The sequence below is a fragment of the Paracholeplasma vituli genome, assembly GCF_025446935.1.
Taxonomy (GTDB): domain Bacteria; phylum Bacillota_I; class Bacilli_A; order Acholeplasmatales; family UBA5453; genus Paracholeplasma; species Paracholeplasma vituli.
On sequence record NZ_JAOEGN010000001.1, the window covers coordinates 17,152 to 31,184 of the forward strand.

The 14,033-nt window shown below is 39.0% G+C and carries 17 protein-coding genes and 1 riboswitch; all 17 genes read right to left on the reverse strand.

Annotation, left to right across the window (positions count from 1 at the left end):
• Positions 1-55: 55 nt before the first annotated feature.
• Complete coding sequence (locus N7603_RS00100) at positions 56-565, reverse strand: Gx transporter family protein (protein ID WP_262095270.1); 510 nt, start codon at positions 563-565, stop codon at positions 56-58.
• A complete protein-coding gene (locus N7603_RS00105; RefSeq protein ID WP_262095271.1) occupies positions 565-1,050 on the reverse strand; it encodes a NusG domain II-containing protein in 486 nt (161 codons plus the stop codon). Before N7603_RS00105 ends, N7603_RS00100 begins: the two co-directional genes overlap by 1 nt.
• Positions 1,034-2,239 carry an FAD:protein FMN transferase gene (locus N7603_RS00110; RefSeq protein WP_262095272.1) on the reverse strand — a complete coding sequence of 402 codons (1,206 nt, stop codon included), beginning with the start codon at positions 2,237-2,239 and terminating at the stop codon, positions 1,034-1,036. The genes N7603_RS00105 and N7603_RS00110 overlap by 17 nt, the downstream gene beginning before the upstream one ends.
• 177 nt (positions 2,240-2,416) lie before the next feature.
• Entirely contained in the window at positions 2,417-2,728 is a 312-nt protein-coding gene (locus N7603_RS00115; protein ID WP_262095273.1) for a (Fe-S)-binding protein, read from the reverse strand.
• Positions 2,725-2,928, reverse strand: a complete 204-nt coding sequence (locus tag N7603_RS00120) for a hypothetical protein (protein WP_262095274.1) — start codon at positions 2,926-2,928, stop codon at positions 2,725-2,727. Before N7603_RS00120 ends, N7603_RS00115 begins: the two co-directional genes overlap by 4 nt.
• Positions 2,928-3,509 (reverse strand): electron transport complex protein RnfA, encoded by a 582-nt coding sequence (locus N7603_RS00125; RefSeq protein ID WP_262095275.1) that lies wholly within the window; start codon positions 3,507-3,509, stop codon positions 2,928-2,930. The genes N7603_RS00120 and N7603_RS00125 overlap by 1 nt, the downstream gene beginning before the upstream one ends.
• Complete coding sequence (rsxE, locus tag N7603_RS00130; protein ID WP_262095276.1) at positions 3,506-4,171, reverse strand: electron transport complex subunit RsxE; 666 nt, start codon at positions 4,169-4,171, stop codon at positions 3,506-3,508. Before rsxE ends, N7603_RS00125 begins: the two co-directional genes overlap by 4 nt.
• On the reverse strand, positions 4,168-5,130 hold the full coding sequence (locus N7603_RS00135) for an FMN-binding protein (protein WP_262095277.1): 963 nt from the start codon (positions 5,128-5,130) through the stop codon (positions 4,168-4,170). The genes rsxE and N7603_RS00135 overlap by 4 nt, the downstream gene beginning before the upstream one ends.
• Before the next feature lie 2 nt (positions 5,131-5,132).
• Entirely contained in the window at positions 5,133-6,107 is a 975-nt protein-coding gene (locus N7603_RS00140; RefSeq protein ID WP_262095278.1) for an FMN-binding protein, read from the reverse strand.
• Positions 6,107-7,183 carry an RnfABCDGE type electron transport complex subunit D gene (locus N7603_RS00145; protein ID WP_262095279.1) on the reverse strand — a complete coding sequence of 359 codons (1,077 nt, stop codon included), beginning with the start codon at positions 7,181-7,183 and terminating at the stop codon, positions 6,107-6,109. The genes N7603_RS00140 and N7603_RS00145 overlap by 1 nt, the downstream gene beginning before the upstream one ends.
• An 8-nt stretch (positions 7,184-7,191) precedes the next feature.
• The gene (locus N7603_RS00150) at positions 7,192-8,493 is read right to left on the reverse strand and encodes an RnfC family protein (protein ID WP_262095280.1); all 1,302 of its coding nucleotides are present in this window, start codon (positions 8,491-8,493) and stop codon (positions 7,192-7,194) included.
• Between the two features lie 16 nt (positions 8,494-8,509).
• Positions 8,510-9,745: a serine hydroxymethyltransferase gene (glyA, locus tag N7603_RS00155; protein WP_262095281.1), complete on the reverse strand. Its 1,236-nt coding sequence runs from the start codon at positions 9,743-9,745 to the stop codon at positions 8,510-8,512.
• Positions 9,746-9,794: 49 nt separating this feature from the next.
• A complete protein-coding gene (pyrR, locus tag N7603_RS00160) occupies positions 9,795-10,283 on the reverse strand; it encodes a bifunctional pyr operon transcriptional regulator/uracil phosphoribosyltransferase PyrR (protein ID WP_305071951.1) in 489 nt (162 codons plus the stop codon).
• A gap of 196 nt (positions 10,284-10,479) precedes the next feature.
• The gene (locus N7603_RS00165; RefSeq protein ID WP_262095283.1) at positions 10,480-11,184 is read right to left on the reverse strand and encodes a YebC/PmpR family DNA-binding transcriptional regulator; all 705 of its coding nucleotides are present in this window, start codon (positions 11,182-11,184) and stop codon (positions 10,480-10,482) included.
• Between the two features lie 18 nt (positions 11,185-11,202).
• Positions 11,203-11,733 (reverse strand): inorganic diphosphatase, encoded by a 531-nt coding sequence (locus tag N7603_RS00170; protein ID WP_262095284.1) that lies wholly within the window; start codon positions 11,731-11,733, stop codon positions 11,203-11,205.
• Positions 11,734-11,850: 117 nt separating this feature from the next.
• Positions 11,851-13,224 carry an NCS2 family permease gene (locus N7603_RS00175; protein WP_262095285.1) on the reverse strand — a complete coding sequence of 458 codons (1,374 nt, stop codon included), beginning with the start codon at positions 13,222-13,224 and terminating at the stop codon, positions 11,851-11,853.
• A 112-nt stretch (positions 13,225-13,336) separates the two neighbouring features.
• Positions 13,337-13,436: riboswitch (purine riboswitch) on the reverse strand.
• Between the two features lie 132 nt (positions 13,437-13,568).
• Positions 13,569-13,982, reverse strand: a complete 414-nt coding sequence (locus tag N7603_RS00180) for a flavodoxin domain-containing protein (RefSeq protein WP_262095286.1) — start codon at positions 13,980-13,982, stop codon at positions 13,569-13,571.
• Positions 13,983-14,033: the final 51 nt, after the last annotated feature.

Genomic DNA, 14,033 nt, shown 5'->3' on the forward strand with positions numbered 1-14,033 from the left:
GAAAAAAAAGGACTTTATCGCTTTATGACGATATAATCCCGTTTTGTCCTATTTATTAAAATTTTTTCTCGATAAATAAATCTTTCGTACCATCTAAGAATCGTTTAGCAAGTAAGCCTGTCAAAATGCCTGCTGGTACCGATAAAAATAACATAATAGGTGCGTAGAACAGTGCCGTTTCAGCAATAATATACATCGCCGCTACAATTTGGCCGATGACATGCATGACCGATGAGACGGATGAAACAGCAAGGATACCTAAAATATTAACTTTCTTTAGAATAATCAGAGTTAAAAGCGAGAATATTGCTCCAGATATTGAAAGCGTAAAGGTAACACCATTGAATGTGCCAGGCGCGAACAATGCAGTTACAACCAATCTTAATAAAACAACCATAACTGCTTCTTTGGGTCCGTATACGTATAATATGATCAAGGTCACAATGTTCGAAAACCCAATTTTAAAGGCTGTCCCTGGAACCAATTGTACATACGATTCTAGAATATTAATGATGGATGCGACACCGGTGAAAATAGCGATCATCGCCATTTTTTTTACAGTCATTAGATAATCACATCCAATCCTAAGTCACGAAATTCTATCGTAACAAAATTCGGTAAGCAGATGATAGGTTGCACATCTGAAAAGCCTACTCTACTACAAATGTTATATGGGCTGGTTTCTTCCTTAACACGCACTTTATGATTACTGTATTCAATCCAGATGAATCCCAAATTCCCTAAAATGAAATAATGATCTTCGTATTTAACAATCCCTTTACCCAAGTCAAGATTGGTAAATGGTGTCCCATCGATTACGAGTTCATCTCCTTTAATATCCGGTAAGCTGTCAACTTCATAAACGGTTTGGCTTTCTGCTTTTGTAAAGCGGCCATTTTCAAGATTAATCGTAAATAGTATTTCATTCTTAAACTTCACAAACGCCTGTTCGCCCGCTTTGCGAGTCGCCATCGTTATGATTAAAATGGCTCCAAACAAAATAAGTAAGATGCCTATCACAAGGATATCCGATTTAGACTTGGTCTGCACGGTCATCCCCCTTTTTACGTTTGTCATATATGGATAAGCCAAGGATAATAGCTCCACCGACTATGACAACGCCACCTAAGATATAATAAAGACCTTTTGAATCTTTTGGTTTATCATCCACAATGAGGTTATGGGTTAAATTCGCCGTTTCAATTGAGCCATCATTCATATAGAAAATAGCTTCAATACCGAGTTCATCTACCATCGCTTTCGCTTCATTTAGAGGCATCGAGAATATCGCTGTTGACATCGCATCTAATAAGGATGAATCATCCCCAATAATCGTAATGACGGTATAGTATTGTTTAGGTACGAAATCAAATGGGCTGATGATGTGGTGATAGACTTTACCTTTATAAGTCACATATTGAAGATAATTCCCCGAAGTAACGACCGCTTTATTACGGACTTCTAAAATACCAAAATAGCCAGAATCGGATTTTCTAAGTGGGTCTTCTAATCCTACACGGAAAGGTCTATCAAAAGTTTCACTATCATCTGGATGTGTACCTAAGATTAAGCTTGAGTTACCTGTGTTGATTTTAAACTTCGTAATATTTTTACTTTGAAGATACTCATAAATGCGTTGGTTCGCGTAGCCTTTCGCAACCGCACCTAAGTCTATTTTTAAATTTTCATTGGTAATAAATACAGAGTGCTCTTCATCATTAAAGACGATGTCATTCGGATCCACATCCTCAGAGATTAATGCGAGTTCATTTGTGACTCTTTGGAATTCAGAGTCTGGTATTTCATCGTACATATAATCGCTAAATATCGCACTTTTCCATATGTCAATAGCATTTCCAATCGCTGGATTAAAGTACCCATTAGATTGTTCATAATATGTAATCGATTGTTTCAATAAATCGTAAAGTCTCTCATCTACAACCACGGCATTTTGTCCTCTAGCTTCATTGATTGAAACGACATTCGGTTGGTGATAAAGTGTATCTTCATGGTCTAAATCAGGTCCTTTATAGTTATCAGCTAAATGACTATAGGTTTTTAAGATATCTTCAATCGCATCCATATCTTCTTGTGTTCCTTCATATAGGGTTACCAATATATCTGTATTCATGTAGTTGAAGACCTGTTCTAAAACGAACGTTTCCGCTTTTAATGATAAGTTTGAGTTGTATAAAACGACAGTGCTTAAGATGCACAATAGTCCTAGTATTTTTTTCATATGTAATCGTCCTTTTTCCACGTTATTATAACATGCTTTGGGTTAAGAAAAAAGTATTTTTAAGTGGAGGGTCTTATGGTAAGAGGTTATCTATGAAGTAAGTGTTTTCAAATAGATCAATTGTGGGAAAAAAAACGCAAAAAAAAAACACGAACCGGACAGGCTCGTGTTTTAGAATTATAACTTGATGTTTACAGGTGTTCCATCTGGATTTGGATGGTCTTTGAGGTACTGAAGAATTGGGTTGAAGTTCTTATCTGGTTTACCAGGTTTGCAACGAGAGACATTTCCGGCTCTACCAGAAACAATTTCAGTTGCGAAAGCATGGCAGCCAGGCGTTCCACAAGCACCACAGTTGTAGTTTGGTAACATTTTTTCAACTGCGGCAATACGTTCATCTTCAAATACTTCAAGATATTTAGCAGCGACAGCTAAGCCGACGCCTAAAAGTAATCCAAGGCCACCTAATACGAGAATTGCTTGTATCATTTTTTAGTAGTCTCCTTCATAATTTCGATCGCTTCTTTAAATGAGCATCCACCACTTAATGCACAGGTTTCGCAACTTTGTGCTTCCATATAGGCGTGTTGGCAACTTTCTGGGATTGGTGTCTTCTTGTTTAATACAGAGATGACCACAAATACAGCCATGAAGGCCAACGAGAACGCTAATCCAATCAATAAATTCATTAGATTAACCCGGATAAACCTAAGAATGCAAGTGACATTAAACCTGCAGTGACTAACGCGATTGGCATACCTTTGAATGCTTTTGGTACGTTAGCTGAATCTAAACGAATACGGATTGCAGAGAATGCAACGATGACTAGGGTATAACCTAAAACCGTACCGAATGTAATGGTTAATGCGTCTGCGTAGTTTTTAGCTTCAGTAATATTGGTTTGTGCAACCCCTAATACAGCACAGTTTGTGGTGATCAGTGGTAGGTAAACCCCTAAACCACGATATAAGCTTTCGACATATTTCTTGAGTAACATTTCAACCAATTGAACAACGGCTGCGATGACTAAGATGAAGGCGATGGTATCGATGTAACCAACCCCTAGTGGGTCAAGTACATAATAGTATAGAGGGTAAGTAATCCCAGTGGAGACCATCATGACGAACATGACTGCGGCACTCATACCCCATACGTTGGACATCTCCTTAGAAACCCCTAAGAATGAACAAATCCCTAAGAACTTAATAACGATGATGTTATTGATCAGCATGGAGCTAATCAATGAGACGAAAAATACTTCTAATGTCATTTTTTAGCCACCACTTTCTTTTTAGGTTTCGCATTACCAACGGCAGCGAATAATGCTAATAACAATCCAATTACCAAGAATGCACCAGGAGGTGAGACAAGCACACCTAATGCGAAATCATTTGGGAAAATGTTGAGTGTAGTTTTGAACGGTAATGGTAATAAAACACCTAATGATAGTGAACCTTTTCCAAGTACTTCACGGATTAAACCGATTAAGGAAATCGATAAGGTGAATCCTGTTGCAGAACCTAAACCATCAATAAATGAATTTAATACTGAGTTTTTCGCAGCAAACGCTTCTGCACGTCCTAAAACGATACAGTTAACCGCGATTAAGGGGATGAAAACCCCTAATGAATTTGCTAATTCACCCGCAAATGCGTTAACAAACATGGATAATGCTGTAACGACAGAGGCGATGATGACAATGAAGGCTGGAATACGCACATCGTTCGGTATTAAATTTCTAAGTGCCGAGATGATTGCGTTGGTTAGTCCTAAAACTAATATAACCATTAAACCCATCCCAAATGCGGATTCGAAGGAACCTGTAACAGCAAGTGCTGGACACATCCCTAACATCATTTTGAATGTTGCATTTTCTTTAATGACACCCGTCATGAAAATGTCTTTTTTCTTTAATACGACAGCTTCGTTCATGCGAGTACCCCCTTTAACGCGTCTAATAATTCATTAATGTGTGCTTTTGAGAAGCTTGCACCTGTAACAGTATCCACAGGGAATGTTTTGGCATCTAAGCCTTCTATGGATGTGAAATATGTTTGGTGATTGTTATAGAAACTAGATGTGTGATCAGATTCTACAGTATATACACTGACAATCTTACCATCTAAGTCAACACCAACCATCAAGGTTAGTTTCCAGTTTTCATCCTCGTGATGATCAACATTTGAGCCTGTGTTACGTGTTGAACTTAAAGTGTATGCATAACCAATGACCACATCGGATGCATTTTTTACAATTTCTTTCTTAATGACTTTATCGGTTGCTACAAAGGTTGTATCTACTGTAGCTGTACCATATTCACCAAAGATTTCTTCAATTGGATCCACAGTGACCGCAGGATTTGGATTCGCACCTGTTAAGTCTCTAGAAACGGCTGCTAAGATGTTATGAACGATCGGCATGGAGAATGCAGAAGCTCCCCCAGCTAAATCGATACTTAAGTAGTCTTGGATTTGTACATTCTTGATCAATGCTAAGTCTGGTTTCAAATTATCATTGATATAGCTTTCTGTATGTTCTGAATACTTAACAGAAACATTGATCACTTGTTTGTCACTTCTGACAAATACTTGAATGACCAATTTCTTTGGTGTGGTTGGGTCCATTGGTGTGATGATGGCAGTGCCTTCACCTTCATAATAATACCCAATAGTGGTTGACCCTTGTTTAACTAACCATTTTGAGGTTAATTCGGTTTGATTTTCTTTCACGACTTCATAACCGTTTGCGGCTGTGAAGACTGTTTTTAACATACTAACATTTTGATTCTTAGTTTGTAAATCCATTACGGCATTGTATCCAAATAGGAATACAACCCCAAATAGGATAGCCGATAGGGCATTAATAATGAGATTACGATTTTCGCGTGTCATGATTACAATACCCCTTTCAATGCGTCTAACAATTCGTTAATGTGTGATCTTGAGAAACTTGCACCCGTAACTGCATCCACAGGGAATGTTTTGGAATCGACACCTTTTAACGATGTGAAGTAAGCTAAGTGGTTGCTATAGAAGTTGTTCGTATGATCTGATTCAACAGTTTCAACACCAACAATCTTATTACTCATATCGATACCGACGAGTAAGGTTAATTTCCAGTCTTCACTTTCATGATAATCTACACTTGAACCTGTGTTCTTTATTGAACTTAATGTATAAGCATAACCGATGACTTCATCAGAAGCATTCTTAATGATTTCTTTTTTAATGACTTTATCGGTAGCTGTGAATGTGGTATCTAAAGTGTTAGTGACATCTGGTCCAAAAATCTTACTATACGGTGTGGATACGACAGGAGGTGTATTTTCGTTAAATAATAAAATGGCATCTCTAACGATGGTTCTCATGGATTGTGATCCGTAAGAAGCCCCTGCAGCTGTATCGTAAATGTTACTTGCATTCTGTAACACAATCAATTTCTCTAAATCGATTTCAGAGACGTTTTTGCCTTTGAATACTTTCGCATTGTCAATAACAACGTTACTATGTGCTGCGGTAGTTTGGACTAACGCAAGTAATTCAACCCCTGCGAATGTACCATCTACATTGATACCTACTAATGCTTCAACGGATGAACTGTAGGAATTGTTATGGAAGCCTTTGTAAACATAACCAACGACTGTGCCATTTTCGACAATTTCAAACGCTTCAAAGATTGAACCTTGAGTTAAGTCCTCAATCTTATTCGCTTCATCTAAATCCGGATACAAGGATGAGAATGCCTTTAACTCTTTTTTTCTAAGGTTTTCTTGAATGATTGGGTCTGTGATTTGATGGGATAACCCGATCAAAATACCACAGACAATACCAATTAGGGTTAGTACTAAGGCTGTTTTAAATATTTTCATTAGTTAAGCCCTCCTAAACCAATTAATACGATGAATCCTAAAATCGCTAATACGACAATGTAGCCAACGACAAATTTAACTGAGTAGCGAACTTTAGCCCATTTATAGTAATCCATTAATGGCACAAAGATGTTACCTAATAAAATCGCGAAAGCCATGCCTTCTGGGTAAGAACCGAATAAGCGAATGAGAGCTACAATTGAACCGACCACTAAACCATAAATCCAACGACCAGGTTTGGTTACCGGTGAAGTGACTGGGTCTGTGACCATGAAGATGGCACCAAATAGTAAACCGCCAGATAATAATTGATACGTTACGATATCCCAAACTGCGTTTGGTTTAACTGCAAGTCCTGCAATAAACATAAATACAGTAAAGGTTAATAGTGTGGATACGATCACTCTGAAATCAGCGGCACGTCTCACAATTAAGTAAATACCACCGATGATGATTAGGATTGCTGAGATTTCACCCATGGAGCCAGGAATATTACCAAAGAATAAATCGAGAACAGAGTAGTCTTTTAATACTACTGGAATGTTCACTAAAGCATCTTTGATTGCACCTAGTGGAGTCGCACCTACATTCGCATCAATACCCGTATAGTTGAACTGACTAGTGAAAGATAAGCCAATGAAGATACGGCCAGCAGCCGCTGGGTTGAAGATGTTTGATCCAAGTCCACCAAAGGCTGCTTTCGCTACTAAGATTCCAAATAAGGCACCAATAGCGGTTGCGTAAAGTGGTAATGTGCTTGGAATAATCATCGCGAAGATGACAGCAGAAACAAGCGGTGCTGTGAAGTTGTTGACAGTTAGTGTTTTATAGCGTACTTTGAAACGTTCTTTCTTGTCTTTAATGGATGGATGTGGTTTAGTGCGGAAAAGTGTTGTGACAACTTCCCCTAAAACAAACACAATCGCTGAAACCAAAAGACGCGCTATTGCATCAAAACCAAATTGATAAATAGCGAACACAACAACGGGTGTAAGGGCGATGAGGACATCGACCATCATGCGTTTTGTGCTTGCTTCCTTGCGCACATAAGGTGCGGTTTGTTTTGCGTAGTTCATATGGTCACCTATTTTCTGATAAAGCGCTTAGCTTGTCTCATGGTTTCAGTTAAATGAATCTTGGATGGGCAAGTGAATGAACATAAGCCACATTCGATACATTTGTTAACATTGAGCGCTGCAATGGCGTCTTTATCTCTATCTTTATAAGCATTCATGATTTGAACAGGTTGAATTTCAACTGGGCAAGAGTAAACGCAGGATGCGCAGTGAATACAAGGTTCAGTTTGAATGGGTTCTTCATCTAATACGATGAGTGAGGTAACAGTCTTCGTAATGACTAAATCATCATTTTGAAGGTTTGTTCCCATCATAGGTCCACCACAAATCACGACTTTATTCTTACCGTTTTCGTTGTAGCCACCACACATTTCGATTAAGTCTCTCATTGGGGTACCAATACGAACGGAGAAATTACGTTCGGTCTTAATACCGTTACCGGAGATGGTCACGAAGCGTTCTGTGATTGGCATTCTACGTTTTACTGCACGGTAGAATCCGTAAAGGGTTGCGACGTTGAAAACCGTAACACCGTATTCAGCAGGTAATTTACCAATTGGTACATTGATGCCGGTAGCGTGTTTAATGGTGTCCAATTCCCAACCTTGTGGGTAGTGGTTGCCAACACGTTTGATTTCGATGTCGAATTCAGTGAAGCTGTGTCTAGCATTTTCTAAGACTTCATACAGTTCAGGATATTTTTTCTTAACTGCGATGATCCCTTTTTTCGCACCAGTTGCTCTCATAGCGTAGGTTAAGCCTTCGATGATGCGGTGTGATCTTTCAAGAATTAACTTGTAGTCAGAAATCAAGTGTGGTTCGCACTCAACACCATTCCCTACGACCACGTCGATTGGGTGTTTGGTTTCAAGTTTGATGTAGGTTGGGAATCCAGACCCACCTAAACCAGATAATCCTGAATCTTTAATGATTTGAACATAATCTGCTTTAGTTAATGCAGCAATCTCCTCATCTGTTCTAGAAACACAGGATTCGTGTAATACATACTTCTTATCGTTTTTAACGATGAGGCAGTCGACAGTTTGACCTGACGAGTGCACTTTCTTTTCAAATCCGACCACGTAACCACTCACTGTTGAATGGATCGGTTGATCGAAAAATCCACCGTGTCTCGTACCAATAAGTTCGCCTACTTTAACATATTGTCCATCGATTACACAGGACTCGCCAGCTGGGCAGCGTAAGTCTGTGGTCGGGAAATATAAGTATTCTGCTTCTAGGTAGTGATTGACTGGTTGATTCTTGCGTTCTTTTTTCCCATCGGGAATGTGTCTTGTTTTCTCAATCATTTAGTTCACCCCTTCATTATAATGACTGATAAATCGGAAACCGACTCATCAATGAAATGACAGATTCTTTGACTTCATTCAATACATTTGAATCTTGATAGTTGCGTAAGGCTTTATCGATCAATATCGCAACCAATTCGATGTCTGCTTCCTTTAACCCTCGAGTAGTTACTGCAGGCGTACCTAAGCGAATGCCTGAGGTAACCATCGGTTTTTCTGGGTCAAATGGAATGTTGTTTTTATTACATGTGATGTTTACTGAACTTAATATATCTGCAGCTTGTTTACCAGTTAAACCTATGGATGCTTTGACATCAATGAGCATCAAGTGGGTATCGGTACCGCCGGAAACGATACGGTAGCCTAAACTTTGAAGTTTATTCGCCATCGTAATTGCGTTTTTTACGACTTGCTGTTGATACGTGATGAAACTTGGATCTAGTGCTTCATAGAATGCAGTTGCTTTAGCAGCAATTACATGCATGAGTGGTCCACCTTGAATGCCTGGGAAGACTTCTTTATCAATCTTCTTAGCAAGTTCAGGGTCATTGGTTAAGATGAGTCCACCACGTGGTCCCCTTAATGTTTTGTGTGTCGTTGAGGTTACAGCATGGGCGTAAGGCATTGGATTTGGATGAACCCTCGCAGCGATTAAACCTGCGATGTGTGCCATATCGACTAAGAGTTTCGCACCTACTGCATCGGCGATTTCTCTAAATCTTTTGAAATCGAGGGTGCGAGGATACGCGCTCGCTCCAGCAATGATTAAGGCTGGTTGTTCTTTTTTAGCAATCTCCAAGACTTGATCGTAATCGAGGGTTTCTGTTTTAGGGTCTACCCCATAAGTAACACCGACGTAATCAATCCCTGAGAAAGAAAGTTTATACCCATGGGTAAGGTGTCCGCCATCGGCGAGGCCTAACCCTAAAATCTTTTCTCCTGGTTTGATGAGCGCTCGAATCGCAGCCATATTGGCCTGTGAACCGGAGTGTGGTTGAACATTCGCGAATTTAGCCCCAAATAACTGTTTAACGCGTTCAATAGCGAGTGTCTCAACGATATCGACATATTCACAACCAGAGTAATATCTTTTACCTGGATAACCCTCAGCATACTTGTTGGTTAAGACAGATCCTTGTAAAAGGAGAATCGCTTCAGAGACAAAATTTTCTGAGGCGATGAGTTCGATGTGTTCTTCTTGTCTTTGTTTTTCAAGACGAATGGCTTCTAATACAGCAGTATCTTTTAGCATAACGTTCCTCTCATAAGCACGGCTATTATATCATAATAAGGCATCAATTCTACCCCTTATTTTTGATGTATACTTTGAGTGCTTGGGTATCAAAGTAGATTATTTCATCTAAGGCTGTAGGTAAGTTCTTACCCACATAATCGGCACGGATTGGCAATTCTCGATGACCGCGGTCAATCAAGACGGCGAGTTCAATACGGGACGCTCTTCCAATATCTAAGACTGCATCTAAAGCGGCTCTCGCGCTTCTTCCTGTAAATAGAACGTCATCCACTAGGATCACTTCTTTTTGTTCAGCTTCGGCGTGTAATCTGTCAGATGCTTGTTTTTTATCGTCATCACGATAAGCCGTGATGTCGATTTCATAGATAGGTACTGCTTTGCCGGTAAACTCTTCGATATAAGCTCCAATCATTTTCGCAATCGGTGTACCTTTGGTTTTTATACCCATCAATACAACACGGTCAAGTGAACTATGTCGCTCAATGATTTCATGCGAGATTCTTTTAAGCGTCTTGGATACTTGGATTGAATCCATTAATTCTTTCACATTATCACCTTGTAATATTATATATTAGGTCTGTCAAATAATCTACCTAAACCATGATTTTTTCATTTAAAACCACTACCTTTTTATAATTTTTCTCATATTTTGGTGCATTTTACTTTACATTAGGAAAAAAAGATATCTAAAAGAAAAAGCACACCGCTAGGGTGTGCAAGTTTTCATAACCTTATTTAACGTTGTGATAAACGTCTTGAACATCATCAAGTTCGTCTAACATATCGAGCAATCTTTGGAATTGTTCGGATTCTTTCTCATCGGTAAGTTCAGTAGCTGCTAGTGGCAACCATTTAACGCCGTCTTCTTCAAACTCTAAATCTGGCATCGCATTCTTTAATGCGTTTCTAACTTCACTATAGGAAGTAGGTTCTGCATAAAGGGTGATGTATTCTTCATCAATTTCATAGTTTGAGACATCCACGCCTGCATCTAATAAGATCATCAAGACCTCATCTTCTGTGCCTTTAAATGTAAATACCGATTTGGATTCAAACATATGTAATACAGACCCCAGTTTACCGCCTGTTTTATTGAAACAGGTTCTAACTTCAGAAACTGTACGGTTTACGTTGTCTGTTAGACATTCTACAACCAATTGTGAAGTACCTGGTCCAAAGCCTTCGTAACGAACAGCGATATAGTTATCGTCCGATCCGCCCTTCGCTTTTTCAATCGCTCTATGAATGACATCGGCAGAGACTTGGTCTTTCTTCGCTCTTTCGATGACGCGTTTTAAAACTTGGTTCATTTCCGGGTCAGGTACACCTGCTTTCGCTGCCATGTAGATTTCTCTACCGTACTTTGCGTATACCTTACTTCTCGCAGCCGCGGTTTTCGCCATGGATGCTTTTCTTACTTCAAATGCTCTTCCCATTGTATTAAATCCCTTCTATTATTTTTTAAAAATTTCGTCGTAACGTTTCATGGAATCTTGAATAATTTCTTCAGCAACAGATTTGTCGCCTATATCTAATATGTATGTCTTTTTGCCTTCGAGTGACTTGTAAATTTCAAAAAAGTGTCCCATTTCATTGAGTAAATGGGCCGGTAGTTCTGAAATATCTTTATATTGGGTCAGCGATGGGTCTCCAATCGCGATGGCGATAATCTTCTCGTCAACTTGATCTGAGTCAATCATCTTGATGACACCAATCGCGTAACAGTTCACTAAGCTTAATGGTTCAATATCTTCTTGGCATAAAACGAGGACATCTAAGGGGTCGTTATCCCCTGCGTAGGTTCTCGGTATGAATCCATAGTTTGCGGGGTAGTGAGCGGAGGTGTAGAGAACTCTATCTAGAATAATCATACCCGTCTCTTTATCGAGTTCGTATTTTTTCTTACTACCTTTAGATATTTCGATACATGCAACAAAGCGTTCTTTTGAAATTCGTTTTTCGTCAATATCGTGCCAAATATTCATAAACGCCCTCCTTGTCATTAGATATTTTATCATTATTATCTAAAAAAAACACCCATTATCGATAGGTGTTTTCTATAATTATATAATTTACGCTGAAAATATGAATATTTATTCAGATTATAGGATATTCGCTGCATTAAATGCAGTTAAAATGAAATAGATGGCGAATAGACCGGTTGCGCCCCATAGAATTGGATGAATGTCTTTCGCTTTACCTTTAGCTAATTTAACAATCACATAAGCGATAAAACCAAATGCGATACCATAAGAAATGTTATAAGCAACGGTCATGACCATGACTGTAAAGAACGCTGGAATGGATTCTTCTAAATCCTGCCAGTTGATTTCTCCAAAACTTGAAACCATCATGATTCCGACGATGACTAAAGCCGGTGAGGTTGCAGCTGCTGGAACAATCCCCACAAGAGGTGAAACTAAAATCATTAATAAGAATAATACTGCAACAACAACTGAAGTTAGACCGGTTCTACCGCCTTCTTCTATACCTGAAGCACTTTCTACATAGGTTGTTGTGTTTGAGGTACCCAGTAAGGCACCCATCGAGGTTGCGATGGCGTCTGCGAATAAGGCTTTTTCCATTTTGGATTTGAACCCTTTTGAAACTTGTAATGTGGATAAATCTTCATCTGTGAAGATGCCAGAACGTCTACCTGTACCAACGAATGTACCAATGGTATCGAAAGTATCGGAAAGTGAGAATGCGAAGATTGCGAGTAATGCAAGTGGCAATCTGCTGATGTCTGAGAACAGTGTGCCCATGCCTTTAAATGCAGCGAACACAGTAGTACTTAAATCATTGAATGGTGCACCGATTGCACTGAAGCTGATGTTGATCCCTTCAAGGTTTGTTACTCCCATAGGAATACCGATGATGGTGGTTGCGATGATCCCAATAAGAATCGCACCTTTGACCTTCATGAGTAACAATATAATGGTCATAACAATCCCGATTAAAGTTAAAGCTGCTGGTAAATTATTGAAAGTTGTTAAATCAGGTACACTACCAAATGTAATGAAGCCAACATTGTTCAATCCGATGTATGCGATGAATAGACCGATACCACCGGAAATGGCATTTTGAAGCGATTTTGGAATAGACACAATGATAGACTTACGCACTTTAGTCACAGTAATTACAATGTTGATAATACCACAGATGAAGACGATGGCGAGGGCTTCTTGCCAAGTGAATCCGAATGTACCAACGACAGTAAAAGTGAATAGAGCATTAAGTCCCATCCCAGGTGCTAATGCGTATGGGACATTAGCAAATAATCCCATAACAAGCGTACCAATTGCAGTTGCGAAAATGGTTGCTAAGAATACACCACCCCATGGCATGCCTGCTATTTCGAGCATGGATGGGTTGACGAAAATAATATATACCATCGCGAAGAATGTAGTTAGACCAGCTAACACTTCTGTCGAAATGGATGTATTATTCCCTTTCAAATTGAAAAACTTTTCCATTTTTGTTCTCCTTTTCTCCTCTTAAATGGATGTATTCATATCATCGAACGGTATATATAAAAAGCCACCTCTATTGCTAAAGGTGGCATTTCTACATATGAAAACAAAAATAAAAAACGAGTTTTCATACCGTAGTCGAAAGAGTAGGTCTTTCGGTAGAAACTTGGCCACCATATTAGGCCGATTATACGATATCTATTGAATACATCCCTATTATATCAATACATAATCGGTTGTAAACCCCTAAAACGCTTTCAGTGAATGTAAAGTCAATCATCTTAAGAATTGGTTAACTTTACGTTTACACCGACAAAAAAAGAACACCCTAAGGTGTTCAATTTGAATTAGAATTTTGCGAAACGTTGACCGAATGCGACACAAGCTTCTTCATCATCAGAACTTGGTGCTTCGTTTGCCATTAATGGTTGTTCGAATAGAATTGAGGTGGTTTGGCTTACTCTTTCAGACCAGTCTTCCATCCATTCCCCAGATCCCCAACCGAAAGAACCGAAAATTGCAATTTTCTTGCCTTCTAGGCCTGGTTCAACTTGAAGATACCATTCTAGGAATTCTTCTGCTTCTTCAAATGTGTCTCCCATTGCAGGGCATCCGAATGCAATTTTTTCATATTTAAGTGCATCTTCAGGTGCAATTTCACTAATTTCTTTTAAATCTGCGTTAGCGCCTTCAGCAACCTTAACAGCCATAGCTTGTGTGTTGCCTGTTGCAGTCCAATATACTACTAATACATTACTCATACGTTATTCACCTCTTCGCATACATTATATAAATTAGACTCTACATAGTCA